The sequence below is a fragment of the Pararhizobium arenae genome, from assembly GCF_001931685.1.
Classification (GTDB): domain Bacteria; phylum Pseudomonadota; class Alphaproteobacteria; order Rhizobiales; family Rhizobiaceae; genus Pararhizobium; species Pararhizobium arenae.
This window is the reverse complement of record NZ_MOOY01000002.1, coordinates 425,443-445,742: the sequence shown is the minus strand read 5'-3', so window position 1 is coordinate 445,742 and position 20,300 is coordinate 425,443. Positions and strand designations below refer to the sequence as shown.

General features: G+C 60.3%; 19 protein-coding genes and 1 tRNA gene. 6 read left to right on the top strand and 14 right to left on the bottom strand.

Annotated features, from left to right (window positions below):
- Positions 1-66: 66 nt before the first annotated feature.
- The 3 genes from mmsB to chvE all read right to left on the bottom strand — a co-directional run bounded on the left by mmsB (position 67) and on the right by chvE (position 3,998).
- On the bottom strand, positions 67-1,266 hold the full coding sequence (mmsB, locus tag BLX89_RS05480) for a multiple monosaccharide ABC transporter permease (protein ID WP_075289634.1): 1,200 nt from the start codon (positions 1,264-1,266) through the stop codon (positions 67-69).
- Between the two features lie 2 nt (positions 1,267-1,268).
- Entirely contained in the window at positions 1,269-2,804 is a 1,536-nt protein-coding gene (mmsA, locus tag BLX89_RS05475) for a multiple monosaccharide ABC transporter ATP-binding protein (RefSeq protein WP_075289633.1), read from the bottom strand.
- Between the two features lie 123 nt (positions 2,805-2,927).
- Positions 2,928-3,998, bottom strand: coding sequence for a multiple monosaccharide ABC transporter substrate-binding protein (gene chvE, locus BLX89_RS05470; protein WP_075289632.1), 1,071 nt, complete (start codon positions 3,996-3,998; stop codon positions 2,928-2,930).
- Between the two features lie 286 nt (positions 3,999-4,284).
- Here chvE and BLX89_RS05465 point away from each other — a divergent pair, with 286 nt between their 5' ends.
- Positions 4,285-5,262, top strand: coding sequence for a LysR family transcriptional regulator (locus BLX89_RS05465; RefSeq protein WP_075289631.1), 978 nt, complete (start codon positions 4,285-4,287; stop codon positions 5,260-5,262).
- Between the two features lie 66 nt (positions 5,263-5,328).
- Positions 5,329-5,793 (top strand): hypothetical protein, encoded by a 465-nt coding sequence (locus tag BLX89_RS05460; RefSeq protein ID WP_075289630.1) that lies wholly within the window; start codon positions 5,329-5,331, stop codon positions 5,791-5,793.
- 10 nt (positions 5,794-5,803) lie between these two features.
- Here the strand turns inward: BLX89_RS05460 and BLX89_RS05455 are convergent, their stop codons facing one another.
- On the bottom strand, positions 5,804-6,043 hold the full coding sequence (locus tag BLX89_RS05455; protein ID WP_075289629.1) for a hypothetical protein: 240 nt from the start codon (positions 6,041-6,043) through the stop codon (positions 5,804-5,806).
- 321 nt (positions 6,044-6,364) lie between these two features.
- Between BLX89_RS05455 and iolG the strand changes: the two genes are divergently transcribed.
- Positions 6,365-7,360, top strand: a complete 996-nt coding sequence (gene iolG, locus BLX89_RS05450; protein WP_075289628.1) for an inositol 2-dehydrogenase — start codon at positions 6,365-6,367, stop codon at positions 7,358-7,360.
- Positions 7,361-7,417: 57 nt separating this feature from the next.
- Here the strand turns inward: iolG and BLX89_RS05445 are convergent, their stop codons facing one another.
- The gene (locus BLX89_RS05445; RefSeq protein WP_075289627.1) at positions 7,418-8,638 is read right to left on the bottom strand and encodes an ROK family transcriptional regulator; all 1,221 of its coding nucleotides are present in this window, start codon (positions 8,636-8,638) and stop codon (positions 7,418-7,420) included.
- A 229-nt stretch (positions 8,639-8,867) separates the two neighbouring features.
- Here BLX89_RS05445 and xylF point away from each other — a divergent pair, with 229 nt between their 5' ends.
- The 3 genes from xylF (at position 8,868) to BLX89_RS05430 (ending at position 12,179) form a co-directional block, all read left to right on the top strand.
- The gene (xylF, locus tag BLX89_RS05440; protein WP_075289626.1) at positions 8,868-9,905 is read left to right on the top strand and encodes a D-xylose ABC transporter substrate-binding protein; all 1,038 of its coding nucleotides are present in this window, start codon (positions 8,868-8,870) and stop codon (positions 9,903-9,905) included.
- A 162-nt stretch (positions 9,906-10,067) separates the two neighbouring features.
- Positions 10,068-11,381 carry a sugar ABC transporter permease gene (locus tag BLX89_RS05435; RefSeq protein ID WP_075289625.1) on the top strand — a complete coding sequence of 438 codons (1,314 nt, stop codon included), beginning with the start codon at positions 10,068-10,070 and terminating at the stop codon, positions 11,379-11,381.
- Between the two features lie 12 nt (positions 11,382-11,393).
- Positions 11,394-12,179 (top strand): ATP-binding cassette domain-containing protein, encoded by a 786-nt coding sequence (locus BLX89_RS05430; RefSeq protein WP_075289624.1) that lies wholly within the window; start codon positions 11,394-11,396, stop codon positions 12,177-12,179.
- A 91-nt stretch (positions 12,180-12,270) separates the two neighbouring features.
- Here the strand turns inward: BLX89_RS05430 and BLX89_RS05425 are convergent, their stop codons facing one another.
- The 9 genes from BLX89_RS05425 to BLX89_RS05385 all read right to left on the bottom strand — a co-directional run bounded on the left by BLX89_RS05425 (position 12,271) and on the right by BLX89_RS05385 (position 20,085).
- Positions 12,271-12,678 carry a DUF983 domain-containing protein gene (locus BLX89_RS05425; RefSeq protein ID WP_075289623.1) on the bottom strand — a complete coding sequence of 136 codons (408 nt, stop codon included), beginning with the start codon at positions 12,676-12,678 and terminating at the stop codon, positions 12,271-12,273.
- Between the two features lie 235 nt (positions 12,679-12,913).
- A complete protein-coding gene (locus BLX89_RS05420; RefSeq protein ID WP_143523500.1) occupies positions 12,914-13,219 on the bottom strand; it encodes a hypothetical protein in 306 nt (101 codons plus the stop codon).
- 169 nt (positions 13,220-13,388) lie between these two features.
- Positions 13,389-13,465, bottom strand: a tRNA-Arg gene (locus BLX89_RS05415).
- Between the two features lie 266 nt (positions 13,466-13,731).
- Complete coding sequence (locus tag BLX89_RS05410) at positions 13,732-14,496, bottom strand: ABC transporter ATP-binding protein (RefSeq protein ID WP_075289621.1); 765 nt, start codon at positions 14,494-14,496, stop codon at positions 13,732-13,734.
- Positions 14,493-15,326, bottom strand: coding sequence for an ABC transporter ATP-binding protein (locus tag BLX89_RS05405; RefSeq protein ID WP_075289620.1), 834 nt, complete (start codon positions 15,324-15,326; stop codon positions 14,493-14,495). The genes BLX89_RS05410 and BLX89_RS05405 overlap by 4 nt, the downstream gene beginning before the upstream one ends.
- Positions 15,323-16,246: an ABC transporter permease gene (locus BLX89_RS05400; RefSeq protein ID WP_075289619.1), complete on the bottom strand. Its 924-nt coding sequence runs from the start codon at positions 16,244-16,246 to the stop codon at positions 15,323-15,325. Before BLX89_RS05400 ends, BLX89_RS05405 begins: the two co-directional genes overlap by 4 nt.
- Positions 16,243-17,286 carry an ABC transporter permease gene (locus tag BLX89_RS05395; protein ID WP_075289618.1) on the bottom strand — a complete coding sequence of 348 codons (1,044 nt, stop codon included), beginning with the start codon at positions 17,284-17,286 and terminating at the stop codon, positions 16,243-16,245. Before BLX89_RS05395 ends, BLX89_RS05400 begins: the two co-directional genes overlap by 4 nt.
- A 48-nt stretch (positions 17,287-17,334) precedes the next feature.
- Positions 17,335-18,972: an ABC transporter substrate-binding protein gene (locus tag BLX89_RS05390; RefSeq protein ID WP_425348595.1), complete on the bottom strand. Its 1,638-nt coding sequence runs from the start codon at positions 18,970-18,972 to the stop codon at positions 17,335-17,337.
- Between the two features lie 57 nt (positions 18,973-19,029).
- Positions 19,030-20,085, bottom strand: coding sequence for a dipeptidase (locus BLX89_RS05385; RefSeq protein ID WP_075289616.1), 1,056 nt, complete (start codon positions 20,083-20,085; stop codon positions 19,030-19,032).
- Between the last annotated feature and the right edge of the window lie 215 nt (positions 20,086-20,300).

Sequence of the window (20,300 nt, the reverse complement as noted above, 5' to 3'; positions counted from 1 at the left end):
ACATGTGGACGCGCGCCAAATAGCATGGCCCACGCGGTCGAAACCGCGCGGGATAGAGGTTTGGGCTCAGCCCTTGTTCTTGTTGTAGACGTCGAAGAAGACGGCCGCGAGCAGGACCAGACCCTTGACGAGCTGCTGGTAGTCGATGCCGAGACCCATGATCGACATGCCGTTGTTCATGACGCCCATGATGAACGCGCCGATGACGGCACCGGTGATCTTGCCAACGCCGCCGGAGGCCGAAGCGCCGCCGATGAAGCAGGCTGCGATAACGTCGAGTTCGAAGCCGACGCCGGCCTTCGGGGTTGCCGAGTTGAGACGGGCCGCGATGATCATGCCGGCGAGAGCGGCGAGAACACCCATGTTGACGAAGGTATAGAAGGTCAGGCGTTCGGTGTTGATACCCGAGAGCTTGGCAGCCTTCTCGTTACCGCCCATCGCATAGATCCGACGACCAACGGTCGAGCGCGTCGTGATGAAGGTATAGAGCGCAATCAGCAAAGCCATGACGACGAGGACGTTCGGGAAGCCCTTGTAGGTCGACAGCTGGAAGCCGAGGAAAATCGCAACGACGGCGATGATGCCCATCTGCGCGATAAAGAAGCCGAAAGGCTCGTTTTCGGTGCCGTGCTTCTCGTTTTCCTTGCGGTTCTTAAGACCGTAGTAGAACGCCAGCGCGACCAGAACAACGACGACGGCGAGCGCAGCGAAGTTCGTGATGACGCCGGGAGCGGGGTTGAGGAAATACAGGAAGTCCGGAATAAAGCCGGTCGAGAGCGACTGGAAATCCTTCGGGAACGGGCCGATCGGGCGGTTCTGCAGGATGAGGTAGGTCAGGCCGCGGAACACGAGCATGCCGGCGAGCGTCACGATGAAGGCCGGGATCTTCTGGTAGGCGACCCAGTAACCCTGAGCGGCGCCAACGAGACCGCCCAGGACAAGGCAGACCGGCACGACGATCGAATAGTGGATGCCCCATTTGACCAGCATGATCGCCGACAGGCCGCCGGTGAAGGCGACGATCGAGCCGACCGACAGGTCGATGTGACCCGCGACGATGATCAGCAGCATGCCCAGCGCCATGATGACGATGAACGAGTTCTGCAGGATCAGGTTGGTGATGTTGACCGGACGGAAGAGAACGCCGCCGGTGACGACCTGAAAGAAGACCATGATGACGACGAGCGCGACCAGAAGGCCGTATTCACGGATATTGGCTCGCAGGTAGTCGCCGACGGACTGGGTTGTTTTGGTTTCGGTGACCATGATTAGTGTTTCTCCCCGGAACGCATGATGGCGCGCATGATAGACTCCTGGCTGGCTTCAGCCTTGGAAAGCTCGGCCACGATGCGTCCCTCGTTCATGACGTAGATGCGGTCGCAGGTTCCGAGAAGTTCAGGCATCTCGGACGAGATCATGAGGATGCCCTTACCCTCTGCGGCAAGCTGGTTGATGATGGTGTAGATTTCATATTTCGCGCCGACGTCGATACCGCGCGTCGGTTCGTCGAGGATCAGGACCTCGGGATTGGTAAACAGCCACTTGGACAGAACAACCTTCTGCTGATTGCCGCCCGAGAGGTTGACTGTTTCCTGATAGATCGAGTGCGAACGGATGCGCAGCTTCTGGCGATAGTCGGACGCGACCTTGCGTTCCTCATGATCGTTGATCACGCCTGCCGACGACACCGCTTCGAGGTTCGAAAGCGTCGTGTTGTGCAGGATGTTGTCGATCAGCACGAGGCCGAGATGCTTGCGGTCTTCCGTCACATAGGCAAGGCCGGCATCGATCGCCTTCGGGATCGTGCTGACATCGACCTGCTTGCCGCGGATCGAGACGTCGCCGGTGATCTTGTGCCCCCAGGACCGTCCGAAGATGCTCATTGCCGTTTCGGTGCGGCCGGCGCCCATCAGGCCCGCGATACCGACGACTTCGCCGGCGCGGACGTTGAAGTTGATATCGTGCAGGAACTGGCGGTCGCGGTGCTGCTGGTGGAAGACGTTCCAGTTCTTCACCTCGAGCAACGTCTCGCCGATCTTGGGCTCGCGCGGCGGGTAGCGGTCTTCCATGTCGCGGCCGACCATGCCCTTGATGATACGGTCTTCACTGATGTCTTCATGGTGACAGTCGAGTGTCTCGACCGTGCCGCCATCGCGCAGAATGGTGATCTTGTCGGCGACCTTTTTGATCTCGTTCAGCTTGTGCGAGATGATGATCGAGGTCATGCCCTGCTTGCGGAATTCCATCAGCAGCTTCAGGAGCGCGTCACTGTCCGTTTCGTTGAGCGATGCGGTCGGCTCGTCGAGGATCAGGAGGCGAACCTTCTTCGACAACGCCTTGGCGATTTCCACCAGCTGCTGCTTGCCGACGCCGATATCCGTGATCAGGGTCGGCGGCGCTTCGTTGAGGCCAACCTTTTTCAAAAGCTCCTGCGTGCGCGCAAAAGTCTCTTTCCAGTTGATGACGCCGTTCGTCGCGATCTCGTTGCCGAGGAAGATGTTTTCCGCGATCGAGAGCAGCGGAACAAGCGCCAGCTCCTGGTGAATGATGATGATGCCGATATGTTCGCTGTCGGAGATCGTCGAGAACTGGCGAAGCTCGCCGTCGTAATGGATCTCGCCTTCATAGGTGCCGGCGGGATACACGCCGCTCAACACCTTCATCAGCGTCGATTTGCCGGCGCCGTTTTCGCCGACAAGTGCGTGAATTTCACCTTCGCGGACCTTGAAGCTGACATTGTCCAGAGCTTTGACACCAGGAAACGTCTTGGTGATGCTCCGCATTTCGAGAATGATATTGTCCATGTTCAGGCATTCCAGCGGTGGTCTTTTAGGGATGATGAGGCCAGACCGACCGTAAGTGCAAGCTCCCTCATCACGAGAAAGGGCCCGCGATCAAATCGCGGACCCCGATGGGACTGGAACAGATCAGTTGTTGATCTGGTCTTCCGTGTAGTAACCGGCGCCGACGAGGATGTCCTTGGCGTTGGTCTTGTCAACAGCAACAGGCTTCAGCAGGTAGGACGGGATGACCTTGACGCCGTTGTCGTAGGTCTTCGTGTCGTTCACTTCCGGCTCCTTGCCGCCGAGGATGGCGTCGGTCATGGTGACAGCAACCTTGGCCAGTTCGCGGGTGTCCTTGAAGACGGTCGAATACTGTTCGTCAGCGAGGATCGACTTGACGGACGGCAGTTCGGCGTCCTGACCGGTCACGACCGGGATCTTCAGGTCGCCCGAGCCGTAGCCAACGCCCTTGAGGGCCGACAGGATGCCGATGGAAAGACCATCGTAGGGCGACAGAACGCCGTTAACCTGTGCATCGGTGTAGGTCGAGGAGAGAAGGTTTTCCATGCGGGCCTGTGCAACGGCACCGTCCCAACGCAGCGTACCGACCTGGTCCATGCCCTGCTGGCCGGACTTGATCACGATGTCGCCGCTGTCGATCAGCGGCTGCAGAACCGACATTGCGCCGTCATAGAAGAAGAAGGCGTTGTTGTCGTCCGGCGAACCGCCGAAGAGCTCAACATTCCACGGCTTGACGTCGGCGAAGTTCTTCTTCAGGCCTTCAACGAGGCTGGTTGCCTGCAGAACGCCAACCTGGAAGTTGTCGAAGGTGGCGTAGTAGTCGACGTTACCCGAATCGCGGATCAGGCGGTCGTAAGCGATGACCTTGACGCCGGCTTCGTGAGCCTTGGCCAGGATGTCCGAAAGCGTCGTGCCGTCGATGGCGCCGATGATGAGAACCTTGGCACCCTTGGTGACCATGTTTTCGATCTGGGCGAGCTGGTTCGGAATGTCGTCGTCAGCAAACTGCAGGTCCGGGGTGTAGCCGGCGTCCGTGAACAGCTTTTCCATGGTCTCGCCGTCGGAAATCCAGCGCGTCGAGGTCTTGGTCGGCATCGAGATACCAACAACGCCCTTATCCTGGGCGAAAGCCGGCATCGCGAACGACGCGACGCTGATGGCAGCGGCCGCGAGAAGCGAAGTAACAAATTTCATAAGATCTCTCCCTGAGTGTTGATCCAGACCGCCCCCTCGGAGGTCGACCTGATATGTGCAGCGCGGCTTATGCGAAGGTCGGAAAACCTTCGTTGGAGACCTAAAGGATGAAAGAAAGCCCTCCCAGGCCTTACACTCTCCCGCTGCGCTGGCGCACATGGCGGCAAACTGGAATCATTCAACATAACTGTCAAATACAATATTCTGGTGCCTTCATATCATTTTCGATATAGTAAACGACAACAGTGTGATTTTTGACGGCATGAACTAGCTTCCGGGAGGATTCATGGACGAACAAACAAACCCGATGTCTGTGCCTGTGGATTATTCCGAGAAGAGCATCCTGCGCTCGGGCCTGAAAATGAATCACCTGCAGCTGATTCTCGCCATCGAGGATCACAAGCAGATCAGTGCCGCGGCCGACGCTCTGAACATCTCCCAGCCTGCCGCCTCACGCCTGCTGGGAGAAATCGAGGCCATTCTCAAGGTGCCGCTCTGCGCCCGTGTCGCACGCGGCGTCGAACTCACCCAATATGGCGAGACATTGGCGCGACGCGCCCGGACGATCTTTCTGGAATTGCGAGAAACCGCCCGCGAGATCAACGAGCTGAAGACGGGCAGCGGCGGTTCCGTTTCAATCGGGTCCGTCACGGGGCCGGCGCTCAATCTCGCGGTGCCCGCGATCCGGCAGGTCTCGACCGCCTATCCCGGCATCGAAATCGACCTGCAGATCGAAAACAGCACCGTTCTCGTGCGCGAACTTCTGGCCGCGCGCCACGATTTCGTGCTGGGTCGCATTCCCGACGACCAGAACCGGCGGCTCTTCAACTTTGTGGAGATCGGCATGGAAAACGTCTGCCTGATCGTGCGCGAAGGTCATCCGCTGCTGGAGAACACCACCGTCTCGACGTCGGATCTGCCCCTCTACGACTGGGTATTTCAGCCGCCGGGAACGCTGCTGCGCCGCGCCGTCGAAGACAGCTTCCTGTCGGCTGGCATCCCCCTGCCCGCCACCGTCATCAACACCTCGTCGACAATCCTGACCCTGGCCATCGTCTGCAACACCAACGCCATCGCCGCGGTTGCACAGGATGTGGCGACGCTCATTTCGGATAACGGAACGGCGGTAGGCGCAATCCGCATCCTGCCGGCCGATTTCGAAATCACCATTCGCCCCTTCGGTCTCATCACCGCCCGCGGACGTGATCTGCCGCCGAGCGCGCGCCTGCTTTATGACCTGATTCTCAAGCAGAGCGCCGCATGATCAGCCTCGCATAATGCTCTTATGCCTATAGCGGTGGGCTGAGACTTGACCGCTTGCGGAGGCTTTATGTTCGGGATGTCCGTCTTCCAGTCCGTGCTGGAACGATTGAAGGCTGAAGAAGCAGAAAACCTGCCGGGGGAACCATCTGCCGTCATGGCGACCAGCGTTTCCGCGCCCTTTGTCGGCAATTTTGCCGCGGCAGGCCATGTCGATCGCATCATGGTGCACCACGCTTATCTCGAAACGTCAGGCGAGGAGATGCTTAAACCGCCGAAGCCGAAACCCAAGCCGGTCATGCCGGATCATCTGCGCCGTACAGCACCGGATCAGATCGCTGCCGATCTGGGACTTGCCGATATCGAAACCGTGGCGTCGCTCACGGAAAAGCGCCGCCGTTTTGCGGGCGAAAATCACCCGGACAGGTTTGCGGAAGATTTCCGGGCCAATGCCACACTGCGCATGAAGATCGCCAACATGCTGATCGACGAGGCGCTCCGGCGCTTGAAAATCATGGCGCGTAAGGGCGCCTGACCGGAGGGTATCAGGCCGGGTCGTCGCCAGCCGGCTTGTTTTCAGCAGCAGCTTCAATCTTGTCCTTGGGATTGAAGAAGATCAGCAGCGAGCAAGCGGCGTAAGCGCCAACAGCCAGAAAAATAAAGCCCCAGGTCGTCGCACCGTTGTAGAACTCGACTGCCGTCCATGCGACGCAGAACAGCACGATCAGCAGTCGCCTCCACAGCGGCCGATAAAACGGATGATCCACATCGATGAACTTGAACACTTAACCATTCCTCCGGCCTGACGTTTGCGTGCAGGCATGGCGCCTTTCCGCCCCAAAGCCTTATGGGGATATTTGCAGCAACTGCAAGAGTGCGAACACACGGAGCCTTGACGGATCGCCCATAAATGGAATAAATATTCCGAAACATTAGAACATTGTCGTTTCGTTCCGATTTGGAGGATGAGGATCAAAGAATCGATAGGAGGAACGGCCAGGCGTCACGATACGCCCTTCCCTTGCGCAATGACACGTTCATCGCCTTCGCCGCCAGCGAATGCGAACCTGCCCTGCGGCGCTGCCGCCACAATGAGAGAAACCAACATGACTGTGAGATTTGCACTTCTCGGCGCAGGCCGTATCGGAAAGGTTCACGCCAAGGCCGTCAGCGGCAATCCGGATGCCGTTCTCGTCGCCGTTGCCGATGCCATGCCCGCAGCGGCCGAAGCGATTGCCAAGGACTATGGCTGCGACGTCCGCACGATCGATGCGATCGAGAAGGCCGGCGATATCGATGCCGTCGTCATCTGCACGCCGACCGATACCCATGCCGACCTCATCGAACGCTTCGCGCGCGTCGGCAAGGCGATCTTCTGCGAGAAGCCCGTCGATCTCGACGCCAATCGTGTCCGCGAATGCCTCAAGGTCGTCGAAGACACCAAGGGCAAGCTGATGGTCGGCTTCAACCGCCGCTTCGACCCGCATTTCATGGCCGTCAAGCAGGCCATCGATGATGGGGCGATCGGCGCTGTCGAAATGGTGACGATCACCTCGCGCGATCCCGGCGCCCCGCCGGTGGATTACATCAAGCGCTCCGGCGGCATTTTCCGTGACATGACCATCCATGATTTCGACATGGCCCGCTTCCTGCTCGGCGAAGAGCCGGTGGCCGTCACCGCCCATGCGTCCGTGCTGGTCGACCCTGAGATCGGCAAGGCCGGCGACTTCGACAGCGTGTCCGTCATTCTCGAAACGGCAAGCGGCAAACAGGCCGTCATCTCCAACTCGCGCCGCGCGACTTACGGCTACGACCAGCGCATCGAGGTTCACGGCTCGAAAGGCATGGTGGCCGCCGAAAACCAGCGCGCCGTCTCGATCGAGATCGCCAACGGCCAGGGCTATACCCGCCCGCCGCTGCACGATTTCTTCATGACCCGCTATACCGAAGCCTATGCCAACGAGATCGCCAGCTTCATCGCCGCCATCGAAAAGGGCGCGACCATCACGCCTTCCGGCAAGGACGGCCTAGCCGCTCTCGCGTTGGCGGATGCGGCGGTTCGCTCGGTCGCCGAGAAGCGCCAGGTGCGCATCGACGCCTGACCTGCACGTCCTCATAGTATCCTCCCAACTTGGGCCGGCTCACCACCGGCCCATTTTTTATGAGGAAGAAACCTTGGTCGCCACGATATCGTAGTCCGCATCGGTCAAGGCACGATCGAGATGCCCCTCGAAGACAAGCCTCTGCTCCTCAAGGTTCACCGAGATCTGGGGCATGCCCTGCAAACGCACTTCATGCGATTGCACCAGCCCCTCCTCGATCCCGCGTCGGAGGAGATCGAAATAGCGGGTTCCCGGCCCGGTAATGTGCACGGGCATGCGTTCGTAGAAACTCATGAGACGGGAAAGCCCGTTGCCCAGCGCCACGCCCGCCTGACGAAAGGCATATTCCGCCATCCGGTTTCCCTGCCGGGCACTTGCGGCAATCTTGTCCATCTCCGCAAGCGGAACGAATTTTGCCGGGATCGTATCCGGCGGCACCTGAAAGGCTGAGCGCAGGATGCCGTAAAAGCCGGCCGAGGCCTCGATGCAGCCGTATGAACCGCACCGGCAGAGACCGCCCTGGGCGCTGTTGAGCATGTGGCCAAAATTCGGAGCTGTCGCCTCGATCTCGCCCTGACGGTTTTTACGCGCAATACCGAGCCCGATGCTGTGGCCAAGGGAAAGGGCGGCAAGCGCCTGAAACTTGCTCTCCGGCACCTTGTCTGCCTTCAACGCCAGGGCCTGCGCGACCAGCAGCGTCTCGTTGTTCAGCGAAACCTTGGCCCGCCACTCTGGCGCAAGCAATTTGCCGAAATCAAACTGCCGGCCGCCGAAGAGCGGCGACCACAGCAAGGTCGGGTTCATCGCATCGACCGTACCCTTGCTGCTGATCGAGATCGCCAGTACCGCGTCTTTGTCGATGTGGGAGCGAGCCACAAGCCGCGACAGGGCGTCCTTGATCTCGCCTGGAAAGGCATCCGCACCGCCCGCACCGTGGTTGCGTGGCTCCTCGAAGCGGTCCATCAGCCGTCCGCTATAATCGACCAGCGAATACTGCACCGTGTCGGAGGAAATCCTGACTGCGATCAGATAGCCGCAATCGCGCCGCTGCGAAAACAGCACGCGCGGACGACCGCGACCACCAAGCGCCTGCTGTTCGCTCTTTTCCAGCACCCCTGCCCGCTCCAGATCGGCTGTGATCGCCGAGACGGTTGCAGAGGCAAGCCCTGTTCGCGTGGAAAGCTCCGTGTGAGATGCAGCCCCACCGCGGCGGAGGGCGGAAAGCACAAGAACGCTGTTTTGCTGACGCACCAGTTCGGTGCTGGATTTCGTCAGCATTTCAGATCCTTGTCCCTAAATTTCAGAGGAAACACATGCCCTCCCAAGCATCTGTTTGCAAGCCTGCCCGGCAGTTGGAATGACTTGTTGACAGCCTTTGAAAACTCTGACATTTATTTTCTCGACTGTCGAGAAAAACCTTTTTGGAGGCCAGCGACACGTCTTGTGCTGACCGGGGGCCGGGCGGGAGGTTCGCTCGGGCGGTCGGCAAGTCACTTGGGAGGACTTTATGAAATCAGTTTTGAAGCTGATGGCAGGTGTTGCCATCATCACGTCCATGCACACCGCTGCCATGGCAAAGGATCTCGTCGTCGGCGTTTCCTGGTCGAACTTCCAGGAAGAGCGTTGGAAAACCGACGAAGCCGCCATCAAGGCCGCTCTCGAAGCTTCCGGCGACAAGTACATCTCTGCTGACGCCCAGTCGTCTGCCGCAAAGCAGCTCACCGACATCGAGTCTTTGATCTCGCAGGGTGCAAACGCCCTCATCGTCCTGGCTCAGGATTCGGATGCTATCGGCCCGGCCATCGAAAAGGCTGCCGCAGAAGGCATTCCGGTCGTCGGCTATGACCGCCTGATCGAAAACCCGGCTGCCTTCTACATCACCTTCGACAACAAGGAAGTCGGCCGCATGCAGGCCCGCGAAGTGTTCAAGGTAAAGCCGGAAGGCAACTACGTCTTCATCAAGGGCTCGTCTTCCGACCCGAATGCTGACTTCCTCTTCGCAGGTCAGCAGGAAGTGCTGAAGGAAGCCATCGACGCGGGCAAGATCAAGAACGTCGGCGAAGCCTACACCGACGGCTGGAAGCCGGAAAATGCCCAGAAGAACATGGAGCAGTTCCTGACGGCAAACGACAACAAGGTCGATGCAGTCGTTGCTTCGAACGACGGTACGGCCGGTGGCGCCGTTGCAGCTCTTGACGCCCAGGGTCTCGCAGGTTCCGTTCCGGTTTCGGGTCAGGACGCCGACAAGGCTGCTCTGAACCGCGTCGCTCTCGGCACGCAAACGGTCTCCGTCTGGAAGGATAGCCGCGAACTCGGCAAGCGCGCTGCTGAAATCGCAGCAACGCTTGCTGGCGGCAAGACCATGGACGAAATCGAAGGTGTCACCACCTTCAACGGCGGCCCGAAGGGCGTCGAAATGAAGTCCGTCTTCCTCGCTCCGCTGCCGATCACCAAGGACAACCTGAACGTCGTCATCGACGCGGGCTGGATCTCCAAGGAAGAAGCCTGCGCCGGCGTCACGGGCGACGTCGCCGCCTGCAAGTAACAACGGCCATCCGCCATTGACGGTTTGACCCAAATAAAAAACGCCGCAGCGGCCACCGTTGCGGCGTTCTTCACGAGGTTAGGTCGCTTCGACGGACGGTGATATTATCTGAACGACCGCGCCTGCGGCACCAAAAGAACAAGTGGGGGGACTGGCAGGGCCATGGCCGACACGATACAAACCACACAACTCAATCGCGCCCGCAGCGCCACCGAACATCCGGTGAAGCGCTTCTTCCGCGCCACCGAGATCGACACGCGCCTGCTCGGCATGGTCGGCGCGCTGCTGATCATCTGGATCGGCTTCCAGATCATGACCGGCGGCCTGTTTCTCACGCCCCGCAACCTCTGGAACCTCACGGTCCAGACGTCGTCTGTCGCCATCATGGCGACCGGCATGGTGCTCGTCATCGTCACCCGCAACATCGATCTGTCCGTCGGCTCCGTGCTCGGCTTCTGCGGCATGATCATGGGGGTCCTGCAGGCACAGATCCTGCCGCAGTATCTTGGGCTGGATTCGAGCCTGACCTGGATCGTGACGCTTGCCTGCGGCATCCTGATCGGGGCTGCGATCGGCGCGCTTCACGGCTCGATCATCGCGTTTCTCAACGTGCCGTCCTTTATCGTGACGCTCGGCGGCCTGCTCGTCTGGCGCGGCGCGACATGGTTCGTCACCTCGGGCCAGACCGTCGCCCCGATGAACCCGACCTTCCGCCTGATGGGCGGCGGCACGGAAGGCTCAATCGGCGCCACGGCCAGCTGGATCGTCGGCATCATCGCCTGCCTTGCCATCGTTGGTGCGATCATCAATTCCCGCAAGCAGCGCAAGCGCTTCGGCTTCCCGCGCCGCCCGATCTGGGCCGAGTATTTCCTGTCCATCCTCAGCTGCGCGCTGGTCTTGCTGGCTGTTTGGGTGTCCACGATCTATTATTGGCCGGTGAACATCGCCCGCAAGTACGCCGAAGCCAATGCCATCGCATGGCCGGAAGGCGGGCTGCAGATTTCCCACGGCATCGCCATTCCAGTGCTCATGGCGATCGCCGTCGGCATCGTCATGACCTTCATCTCGACCCGCCTGCGCTTCGGCCGCTATGTCTTCGCGCTCGGCGGCAACCCGGAAGCGGCCGAACTCGCCGGCATCAAGACACGCTGGGTGACGATCCGCATCTTCATGCTGATGGGCATCCTCTGTGCCATTGCAGCCGCCATCTCCACCGCCCGCCTCAACGCTGCCACCAATGCGCAAGGCGAGCTCGATGAACTCTATACGATCGCCGCGGCCGTCATCGGCGGCACCTCGCTTGCCGGCGGTGTCGGCACGATTGCGGGTGCGATGATCGGCGCGCTCGTCATGCAGTCGCTGCAATCGGGCATGGTGCTGCTCGGCATCGACAGCCCTTTCCAGCGCATCGTCGTCGGTGTCGTGCTGGTGCTCGCCGTCTGGGCCGACACCGTCTACCGCGCGCGAGCCAAGTAAGGAGTACGACCAATGTCAGAACAACGCACTCCCCTCGTGGAAATGAAGAACATCTCCATTTCCTTCGGCGGCATCCACGCCGTCGATAACGCCTCGGTCGATCTCTATCCGGGCGAAGTCGTGGCGCTTCTGGGCCACAACGGCGCCGGCAAGTCGACGCTGATCAAGATCCTCTCGGGCGCCTACAAGCGCGACGGCGGCGAAATCCTGATCAACGGCGAAGCGGCCGACATCAACAATCCGCGCGACGCCAAGAAATACGGCATCGAGACGATCTACCAGACGCTCGCGGTCGCCGATAACGTCGACGCCGCCGCCAACCTCTATCTCGGCCGCGAACTGCGCACCCCCTGGGGCACGCTCGACGATGTCGCGATGGAAGCCAAGGCCCGCGAAGTCATGGGCCGCCTCAACCCCAACTTCCAGCGCTTCAAGGAGCCGGTGAAGGCGCTTTCGGGCGGCCAGCGGCAATCCGTGGCGATCGCCCGTGCGATCCTGTTCGATGCCCGCATCCTGATCATGGACGAGCCGACGGCAGCGCTCGGCCCCCAGGAAACGGCGCAGGTCGGCGAACTGATCAAGCAGCTGAAGCGCGAAGGAATCGGCATCTTCCTGATCAGCCACGACATCCACGATGTCTTCGACCTCGCGGACCGTGTCTCCGTCATGAAGAACGGCCAGGTGGTTGGCCACGCGCGCACCGAGGACGTGACCAAGGACGAGGTGCTCGGCATGATCATTCTCGGCAAGGTCCCGGAAAAAGCGATCCCCGGCCCGGGTGCGATGCAGACCGCGTAAGACAAGCCCCTGGGACACACCCATGGAATGCCGCATCCGATCAGGTGCGGCATTCTCTTTTTCCAAGGCACCCGCCCTTCAGGCGAAGTTCTTACTTATTGCCCTTCGCGGCATTGCGATGCCATTCCCGGTCGATACTGCCCTCTTCCGCCTTGTGGAAATATTGCGAACAGACGAGCCAGCCCTTCAGCGGTCGCAGAAGCGCGATACAGGCAATCAGCGTCAAAGGCAGCGTAATCAGCAAATGCACCCACAACGCCGGCTCGTAGGCCAACTGCAGCCACAGCGCAAAAAGCAGCGCAGGAACGGCAACGATGGTCATGGCAAAGAAGGCGGGGCCATCGGCCGGATCGGCAAAGGAATAATCCAGTCCGCAGATCTCGCAGCGCGGCGCAAGCGACAGCACGCCGTTGAAGAGATGCCCCGTCTGGCACCGCGGACACAAGCCCTTGATGCCCGTCAACGCCGGATTGGTGGTTTCCCGATGATCATGTTCCATGTCTGCCTCCTGGGCAAAGCTCCGACGCGGAGGATCCGCGCTCGCTGGGCCTCAGATGCGGTTTGGAACCAGAAAAAGCGATTGGCCGCATTGTCGCAACCGGTGCGGCATGAGTTCGCAGGCGAGGCCGATAAACGAAGCACGGCTATCATACAGCCTGTGCGCGATCTTGCGTCATCAATCTTTCCGGACACGCCTTGGCTGCCACGTAGGCCGCCAACCTGATCAGGAGGTTTCAGGCAGGCAGTGTCGGCGCCCCTGTCTCACGCTGAATGCGCTCTTCGAGCGCCCCCGCGACCGCGGTCAGAAACTCCTTGCGGCGCGGATCCAGCGTCACTTCGGCATCGAGCGTCAGGGGTCCACGGATCTTTTCCATGAAGCCCGAATGATCGAAATGATCGGAGGCCACATTCACTTCGACCTCGTCCATGAAATGCGCCAGAAGAGGAGCAAGCGAAAGGCCCGTGTCCTTTTGGTACTGAATAGCCATCTGTTGAGCAAGTTTGCGCATCTGTACGTACGGGCCGAATTCGGTGCTCACTCAACTCTCCTCTGGATTCTAAGCCTGGACGCCGTAAATAGGCCTCTACGCCGCAAGTCACAAGGAGAGAAGCCATCTTCTTCCCGGCGCAGTCCATACAATTCAGACTATATCAAGGTGATCCATCGCACGAGTATGACAACCCAGCGATTCATTGAGTGAGAAGTTTTGGCGCACCCGACAGGATTCGAACCTGTGACCTTTGGAATCGGAATCCAACACTCTATCCAGCTGAGCTACGGGTGCATCCGCGGCGTTTCCGCCGAAGCAGGCTGTGCCCGGTTCATAACCCAGGTTGAACGCCGCATCAATGGTCAATGCGTAAGGGCGACAAGGAAATTCCTATCTTGCTTCCGACACGGCGACCGGCGGCAAATTTCTTCTGGCAGTCACCGTTTGATGCTCAACAATCATCGGGAAAAGCCGGTATCGGCGTCCTACTCGAGACGGTTCCGATTTGAGGGGGAATAGCGCCCGCAGCTTTGAAGCTGGCTCCGCCTGACTATCCAGCCTTATCCTGAGACCGCTTCCTTGCGCACAAAGCCCTTGCTCGCAACCATCAGGTTCTGCGTATAGGCCTCGGAAATGCGGCCCGCCACGAGGTCCGGCGCGGTCAGGCGTTCAACGACACGGCCGTTTTTCATCACCGCCAGACGTTGGCACATATGGGTGACGACGCCGAGGTCGTGGCTGACCATGATGAAGGTGAGCTTGCGGTCGCGGCGGATCTGTTCGAGCAGGTTCAAGACTTCCGCCTGCACCGAGGCATCGAGCGCAGAGGTCGGCTCGTCCAGCAGCAGGACGGACGGCTCGACGATCAGCGCACGGGCAATTGCGATGCGCTGGCGCTGGCCGCCGGAAAGCTGGTGGGCGTAGCGGAAACGGAAACTCGGGCCGAGGCCGACTTCATCCAGCGCCCGGACGATCCGGTTTTCCGCATCCGGGACGCCGTGGATGGCGAGCGGTTCCTGCAGCAGACGGTCGATGGTCTGGCGGGGGTGCAGCGAACCGTAGGGGTCCTGAAAAACCATCTGGACCTGTCGATAGAAGGCCTTGTCGCGCTTGCGGCGCGGCAAGGTTTTTCCGCCGATGACGATCTGGCCGTCGGAAACCGGCGCAAGGCCGGCGATGGCGCGCAACAACGTGGATTTGCCGGAACCGGATTCGCCGACAAGACCGTAGGATTCGCCCGCTTCGACGCTGATCGAAACATCGTTCAGCGCGAGGAAATCGTCATAGGTGACGACGAGGTTTTCGACTGATATCGCTGAGGTCATAGCGCCCACTCCGGTTTGCGATCGAGCACCGGCAGCGGATGCCGGTCGGAGCCGATGGTGGGCATGCAATTGAGCAGGCCTTGCGTATAGGGGTGTTTGGCATTGGCGAGATCGCCCGCCGCCAACTCCTCGACGATCTTGCCGGCATACATGACGATCACCCGGTCGCAGAAAGACGAGACAAGCCGGAGATCATGGGAGATGAAGATAAGCCCCATTCCACGCTCCGCCACCAGCTTGTCGAGAACCGACAGAACCTCCAACTGCACGGTCACATCGAGCGCGGACGTCGGCTCGTCGGCGATCAGCATTTCCGGGCCGGCGACCAGCATCATCGCGATCATCGCCCGTTGGCCCATGCCGCCGGACACCTCGTGCGGATGGAGATCGAAGACGCGGCCCGCGTCGCGAATCTGTACCGCTTCCAGCATGGCGATTGCCCGGTCGCGGGCGTCGCTCTTCGAGATTTTTTCGTGGGTGCGCAGCGTCTCGACAATCTGCCGACCGATGCTCATGACCGGGTTCAGCGAATATTTCGGGTCCTGCAGGATCATGGCGATGCGGTTGCCGCGTAGGCTGCGCTTCTGTTTCGCGGAGGCCGCCATCAGGTCGATGCCGTCGAAATTCAGCGTCTTGGCCGAAATCTGCGCATGGGGCGGCGTCAGCCCCATGATCGCCCTGCCCGTCTGCGACTTGCCGGAGCCGCTTTCGCCGACGATGCCGAGACGTTCGCGGCCGAGCGTGAAAGACACACCACGCACGGCGTCCACCTTGCCGGTGCGGGTCGGGAAGGAGACATGCAGGTCGTCCACCGTCAGAAGCGGGTTCATTGGCCGGCCTCCCGCGGGTCGAGCGCATCGCGCAGACCGTCGCCCAGCAAGTTGAAGCCGAGGCTGACGATGAGGATGGCGATGCCGGGCATGGTCGCAACCCACCACTGGTCGAGGATGAAGCGGCGACCAGAGGCGATCATCGCGCCCCATTCCGGCAACGGCGGCTGCGCGCCGAGGCCGAGGAAGCCGAGGCCGGCGGCCGTCAGGATGATGCCGGCCATATCAAGCGTCACGCGCACGATCAGCGATGACATGCACATCGGCATGACATGGCGCAGCACGATGCGGAAGGGCGAAGCGCCCATCAGCCGGACGGCGGCGATATAGTCTGAATTGCGCACCGTCAGCGTTTCAGCGCGGGCGATGCGGGCGTAAGGCGGCCATGAGGTAATCGCGATCGCAAGGATGGCGTTTTCGATGCCCGGTCCCAACGCGGCGACGAAGGCCAGCGCCAGCACCAGCTTCGGGAAGGCAAGAAAAATGTCGGTGATGCGCATCAACACGGCGTCGACCCAGCCGCCGACATAGCCGGAGACCGCGCCGACCAGCAGGCCGACGGGGGCAGCGATGATGGCGACGAGCACGATGACGAACAGCGTCAGCCGCGAACCGTGCAGCAGGCGAGAGAGGATATCGCGGCCCTGATCGTCGGTGCCGAGCAGGTAGCCGGGCGAGCCCGGCGGCAGCAGGCGGGCACCGGCGAGATTGCCGATGACCGGATCATGCGGCGCCAGCACATCGGCAAAAATCGCGATCAGCACGAGGGCGATGATGATCAGCAGGCCGAGCACGGCAAGACGGTTGGATGAAAACCGCAACCAGGTCATATAGGCCCGACCGAGGCGCGCCTGAATGCGCGATTGCGGCCGGTCGGACAGCAGCCATTCGCGGCGGGATTGGGACGGGGCGGTGCTCATCGGGCGCGCGTCCTTGGATCAAGCGTCCGGTAGAGAAGATCGGACAGGATGTTGATGGCGATGAACACCGAACCGATGACGATCGTGCCGCCAAGCACGGCGTTCATATCGGCATTCTGCAGCGAATTGGTGATATAGAGGCCAAGCCCCGGCCAGGAGAACACGGTTTCCGTCAGCACCGAGCCTTCGAGCAGGCCGGCATAGGAGAGCGCGATCACCGTCACCAGCGGCACGGCGGCATTGCGCAGCGCATGGCCCCAGATGATCCGGGTTTCGGACAGCCCCTTGGCGCGCGCCGCAACGATATATTCCTGCGACAGCTCGTTCAGCATGAAGCTGCGCGTCATGCGGCTGATATAGGCGAGCGAGAAATAACCGAGCAGGCTGGCCGGCAGGATGATGTGGCGGAACACGTCGATGAAGACATCCCACTGCCCCTGCCAGGCGGAATCCAGGAGATAGAAGCCGGTGACTGGGGTGAAACTGTATTCGTAGACGATATCGATGCGGCCCGGAAACGCCACCCATTGCAGCTTGGCGTAAAACAACAGCAGTGAAAGCAGCGCCAGCCAGAAGATCGGCACGGAATAGCCGATGAGGCCCACGACGCGGACGATCTGGTCGGCAATGCTGCCGCGCTTGACCGCGGCGAGAACGCCGAGCGGCACGCCGAAAAGGCTGCCGATCAGGGTGCCGACGGTCGCAAGCTCCATGGTCGCGGGAAAGACGCGGCGGATATCGGTCATGACCGGATTGGTCGTCAGCACCGAGATGCCGAAATTTCCGGTCAGCGCATCGCGCAGATAATAATAGAACTGAATATAGAGCGGCCGGTTGAGGCCCATCTCCTCGCGCACGCGCTCCACCACATGGGCAGGCGCCCGATCGCCGAGAACGGCCAGCACCGGATCGATCGGCACGACGCGACCGATAAAGAAGGTGACGGCCAGAAGGCCGAGATAGGTCGTGACCATCACGACGAGAAAACGTGCGATGGTCGCGGCCCAGCCTTTGGCGCGGGCGCGTTTGCGCCCGGCCACCAGTTGCGAAGTGTCAGAGATGCTCACCGGACTACCCTTGACGGCCGGTTATTTGCTGACCGTGCCAACATAGTTGGTGTCGAAACTCGGCCCCAGCTTGAAGCCCTTGAGCTTGGCGCTGTAACCGGCCACTTCCGTCTGCTGGAAGATGATCACGAACGGACCCTTTTCCAGAACAGCCTTCTGCAGCGACTTGTACATGTCTGCGCGCTTGGCGCTGTCTTTTTCGAGCAAGGCAGCCTTGGACATATCCGAAAGTTCCTTCGGAACGTCCCAGGCGTTGCGCCATGCGAGCGTCTTGTTCTTGCCCTCGTCGGAATTGTCCGGGTTGATCGTGAAGGTTTCCGAGTTGGAGTTCGGATCGAAGTAATCCTGGCCCCACTGGCCGATATACATATCGTGCGTGCGGGCGCGGTATTTGGTCAGCGTCTGCTTGCCGTCGCCAGGGATGATTTCGAGCTTCACGCCGGCCTGGCCGAGCGTCTGCTGGAAGGATTCGGCGATACCCGTCACAGGCTGGGTGTTGCGGGTATCCATGGTGACGGTGAAACCGTCGGCCAAACCGGCCTTGGCCAGCAGTTCCTTGGCCTTGGCAACGTCGAACGTGTACGGTTTCTCGTCAAGTTCGCCCAGAACACCCTTGGGCAGGAAGGTCTGGTGGATCTCGCCGATGCCCTTGATCAGCGTCGAGCCGATCGCATCGTAATCGACCAGATACTTGAAGGCTTCCACGACTTCCGGCTTCGCCAGGTTCGGGTTCTTCTGGTTGAGGCTGATGTAGTAAACGGTGCCCTTCGGCGCGGCGGTCGTTGCCAGTTCCGCGCTCTTGGAGATGGCGTCCAGGTCGCCCGGCTCCAGGTTGCGGGCAACATCGATATCGCCGGCTTCAAGCGCCAACCGCTGGCCGGAGCTTTCCTTCATGTGGCGATAGATGACGCGGGCGAGCGGCGCCTTTTCGCCATGATAATTGTCGTTTCGCTCCAGAACGACGACTTCGTTTGCACGCCATTCGCGCATCTTGAAGGCGCCCGAGCCGGCATAGCCGGTCTTCAGCCAGCCGTTACCAAAGTCGTTGTCATATTTGTATTCGTCGGACGGAGTGACCGGAGCAACATGCTCAAGAACAAGCTTCTTGTCGACGACCGAAGCAACGGTTGCGGTCAGGCAGTTCAAGACAAAGCTCGGCGCGTAAGGCTTATCGACGGTGAAGACGAACGTGCTTTCGTCGGCGGCCTTTGCCTTTTCCGTCACATTGTCGCCCGTCAGGCCGAACTGGGTGAGGATGAAAGCCGGGCTCTTGTCGAGCTTGACGGCACGCTCAAAAGAGAAAGCAACGTCTTCGGCAGTGATCGGATTGCCGGAGGCGAATTTCAGGCCCTGCTTCAGCTTGAACGTATAGGTGAGGCCATCATCGGAAACCGTCCAGCTTTCAGCGAGATCGCCGACGATCTTCGACGTGTCGTTGAGGTCGAGGCGAACCAGAAGATCGTAGGTGTTGCTGGTGACTTCAGCCGTCGAAAGCTCAAAGGCCTCGCCCGGATCCATGGTGATGATGTCGTCGATCGCGAAACCTTCGACCAGCGTGTCAGCCGGGGTAACGGCGAAGGCCGGATGAGCGGCCAGAAGCGCGAGCGCGATGGCGGCACCGGTCGTCAGCTTGCGCATGTGACGGCTGAAAATTTGCATCTGCATGTTCGTTCCCTCGTTGTTAAGTCTTGATGACTCTTGCTTCAGTCTTTTGGATCAGGCGGCTTCGTGCCAAGCCTGACCCAAAACGCGCAGCCAGTTTTCCCGGCAGATTTTGACGAGTTCGGCCTCACCATAACCGGCAGCCGAAAGGGCAGCAATCAGGTTCTGGTTGCCTGCCGCGTCGCCGATGTCTTCCGGGATGGTCGCGCCGTCGAAGTCCGATCCGAGCGCCACGCAGTCGATGCCCATGCGGTCGATGAGATAATCGACGTGACGCACCATGTCGGAGAGCGGCGTCTTCGCATTCTCCTGACCGTCGGGCCGCAGCATCGTCGTCGCATAGTTCAGACCAACCAGCCCTTTGCCTTCCTTGATGGCATCGAGCTGTTTGTCCGTGAGATTGCGGGCAACCGGCGTCAGAGCGTGGGCGTTGGAATGGCTGGCGATCAGCGGCTGATCCGAGGTCTTGGCGACATCCCAGAAACCCTTTTCCGTGATGTGGGCGAGATCGATGAGGATGCCGAGACGGTTACATTCCTTGACCAGCGCAAAGCCGGTATCGGTGAGCCCCGGACCGGTGTCCGGGTCCATCGGATAGGCGAAAGGCACGCCATGGCCGAAGATGTTGTGACGGCTCCAGACCGGACCGAGCGACCGCAGACCCGCCGCATGGAAAACCTCAAGTGCGGCCAGATCGGCGCCGATCGCCTCGCAGCCTTCCATGTGCATGACGGCGGCGAAGATATCGTCTTCCATCGCCTTGCGGATATCCGCTGTCGAGCGGCACAGACGCCAGGCCCCTGCCCTGTCCAGTTGAAGAGCAATGGCTGCAAATTCCAGCGCGATATCCAGAGACGGCAGGCGGTCCAGCGGCTCCGACATCGGCGTGACATAGTGGCCGTTTGCATCGGGCGTTTTCAGCACCAACCCGTCGGACGGGATGTAGATCGCACAGAGACCGCCCGCGAGGCCTCCCTTTTTCGCACGCGGTCCGTCGATATGCCCGCTCTCAATGCCCCGAGCGAATTCCTCGACCGGATCGGCACCCTTGGCGGCATTCGCCCAGAGCCGGAGGAGCACGTCATTGTGACCATCGAAAACCGCATGCATATAAAATTATTCCCTAACATATCAACGACTTAAGAACGGTCAATCCGCTCCGATCACGGGGTTGAAGGACCGATGCTAGACAATGAATTCAGGTATGACAATTGCCGCCATGCCTTTTTATACAGATGATCAACAGCAAGCCTGTCACAGCTTTCACGCACACTCGTCCAAGGGGCAAGACGGCGGTGGCCGTACGGCAACGCAATCAAAAATAG

Excerpts from the sequence above, each read along its gene's own strand:
- mmsB (WP_075289634.1), bottom strand. The coding sequence starts at position 1,266 with ATGGTCACCGAAACCAAAACAACCCAGTCCGTCGGCGACTACCTGCGA.
- mmsA (WP_075289633.1), bottom strand. The coding sequence starts at position 2,804 with ATGGACAATATCATTCTCGAAATGCGGAGCATCACCAAGACGTTTCCT.
- chvE (WP_075289632.1), bottom strand. The coding sequence starts at position 3,998 with ATGAAATTTGTTACTTCGCTTCTCGCGGCCGCTGCCATCAGCGTCGCG.
- BLX89_RS05465 (WP_075289631.1), top strand. The coding sequence starts at position 4,285 with ATGGACGAACAAACAAACCCGATGTCTGTGCCTGTGGATTATTCCGAG.
- BLX89_RS05460 (WP_075289630.1), top strand. The coding sequence starts at position 5,329 with ATGTTCGGGATGTCCGTCTTCCAGTCCGTGCTGGAACGATTGAAGGCT.
- iolG (WP_075289628.1), top strand. The coding sequence starts at position 6,365 with ATGACTGTGAGATTTGCACTTCTCGGCGCAGGCCGTATCGGAAAGGTT.
- BLX89_RS05445 (WP_075289627.1), bottom strand. The coding sequence starts at position 8,638 with ATGCTGACGAAATCCAGCACCGAACTGGTGCGTCAGCAAAACAGCGTT.
- xylF (WP_075289626.1), top strand. The coding sequence starts at position 8,868 with ATGAAATCAGTTTTGAAGCTGATGGCAGGTGTTGCCATCATCACGTCC.
- BLX89_RS05435 (WP_075289625.1), top strand. The coding sequence starts at position 10,068 with ATGGCCGACACGATACAAACCACACAACTCAATCGCGCCCGCAGCGCC.
- BLX89_RS05430 (WP_075289624.1), top strand. The coding sequence starts at position 11,394 with ATGTCAGAACAACGCACTCCCCTCGTGGAAATGAAGAACATCTCCATT.
- BLX89_RS05425 (WP_075289623.1), bottom strand. The coding sequence starts at position 12,678 with ATGGAACATGATCATCGGGAAACCACCAATCCGGCGTTGACGGGCATC.
- BLX89_RS05410 (WP_075289621.1), bottom strand. The coding sequence starts at position 14,496 with ATGACCTCAGCGATATCAGTCGAAAACCTCGTCGTCACCTATGACGAT.
- BLX89_RS05405 (WP_075289620.1), bottom strand. The coding sequence starts at position 15,326 with ATGAACCCGCTTCTGACGGTGGACGACCTGCATGTCTCCTTCCCGACC.
- BLX89_RS05400 (WP_075289619.1), bottom strand. The coding sequence starts at position 16,246 with ATGAGCACCGCCCCGTCCCAATCCCGCCGCGAATGGCTGCTGTCCGAC.
- BLX89_RS05390 (WP_425348595.1), bottom strand. The coding sequence starts at position 18,972 with ATGCAAATTTTCAGCCGTCACATGCGCAAGCTGACGACCGGTGCCGCC.
- BLX89_RS05385 (WP_075289616.1), bottom strand. The coding sequence starts at position 20,085 with ATGCATGCGGTTTTCGATGGTCACAATGACGTGCTCCTCCGGCTCTGG.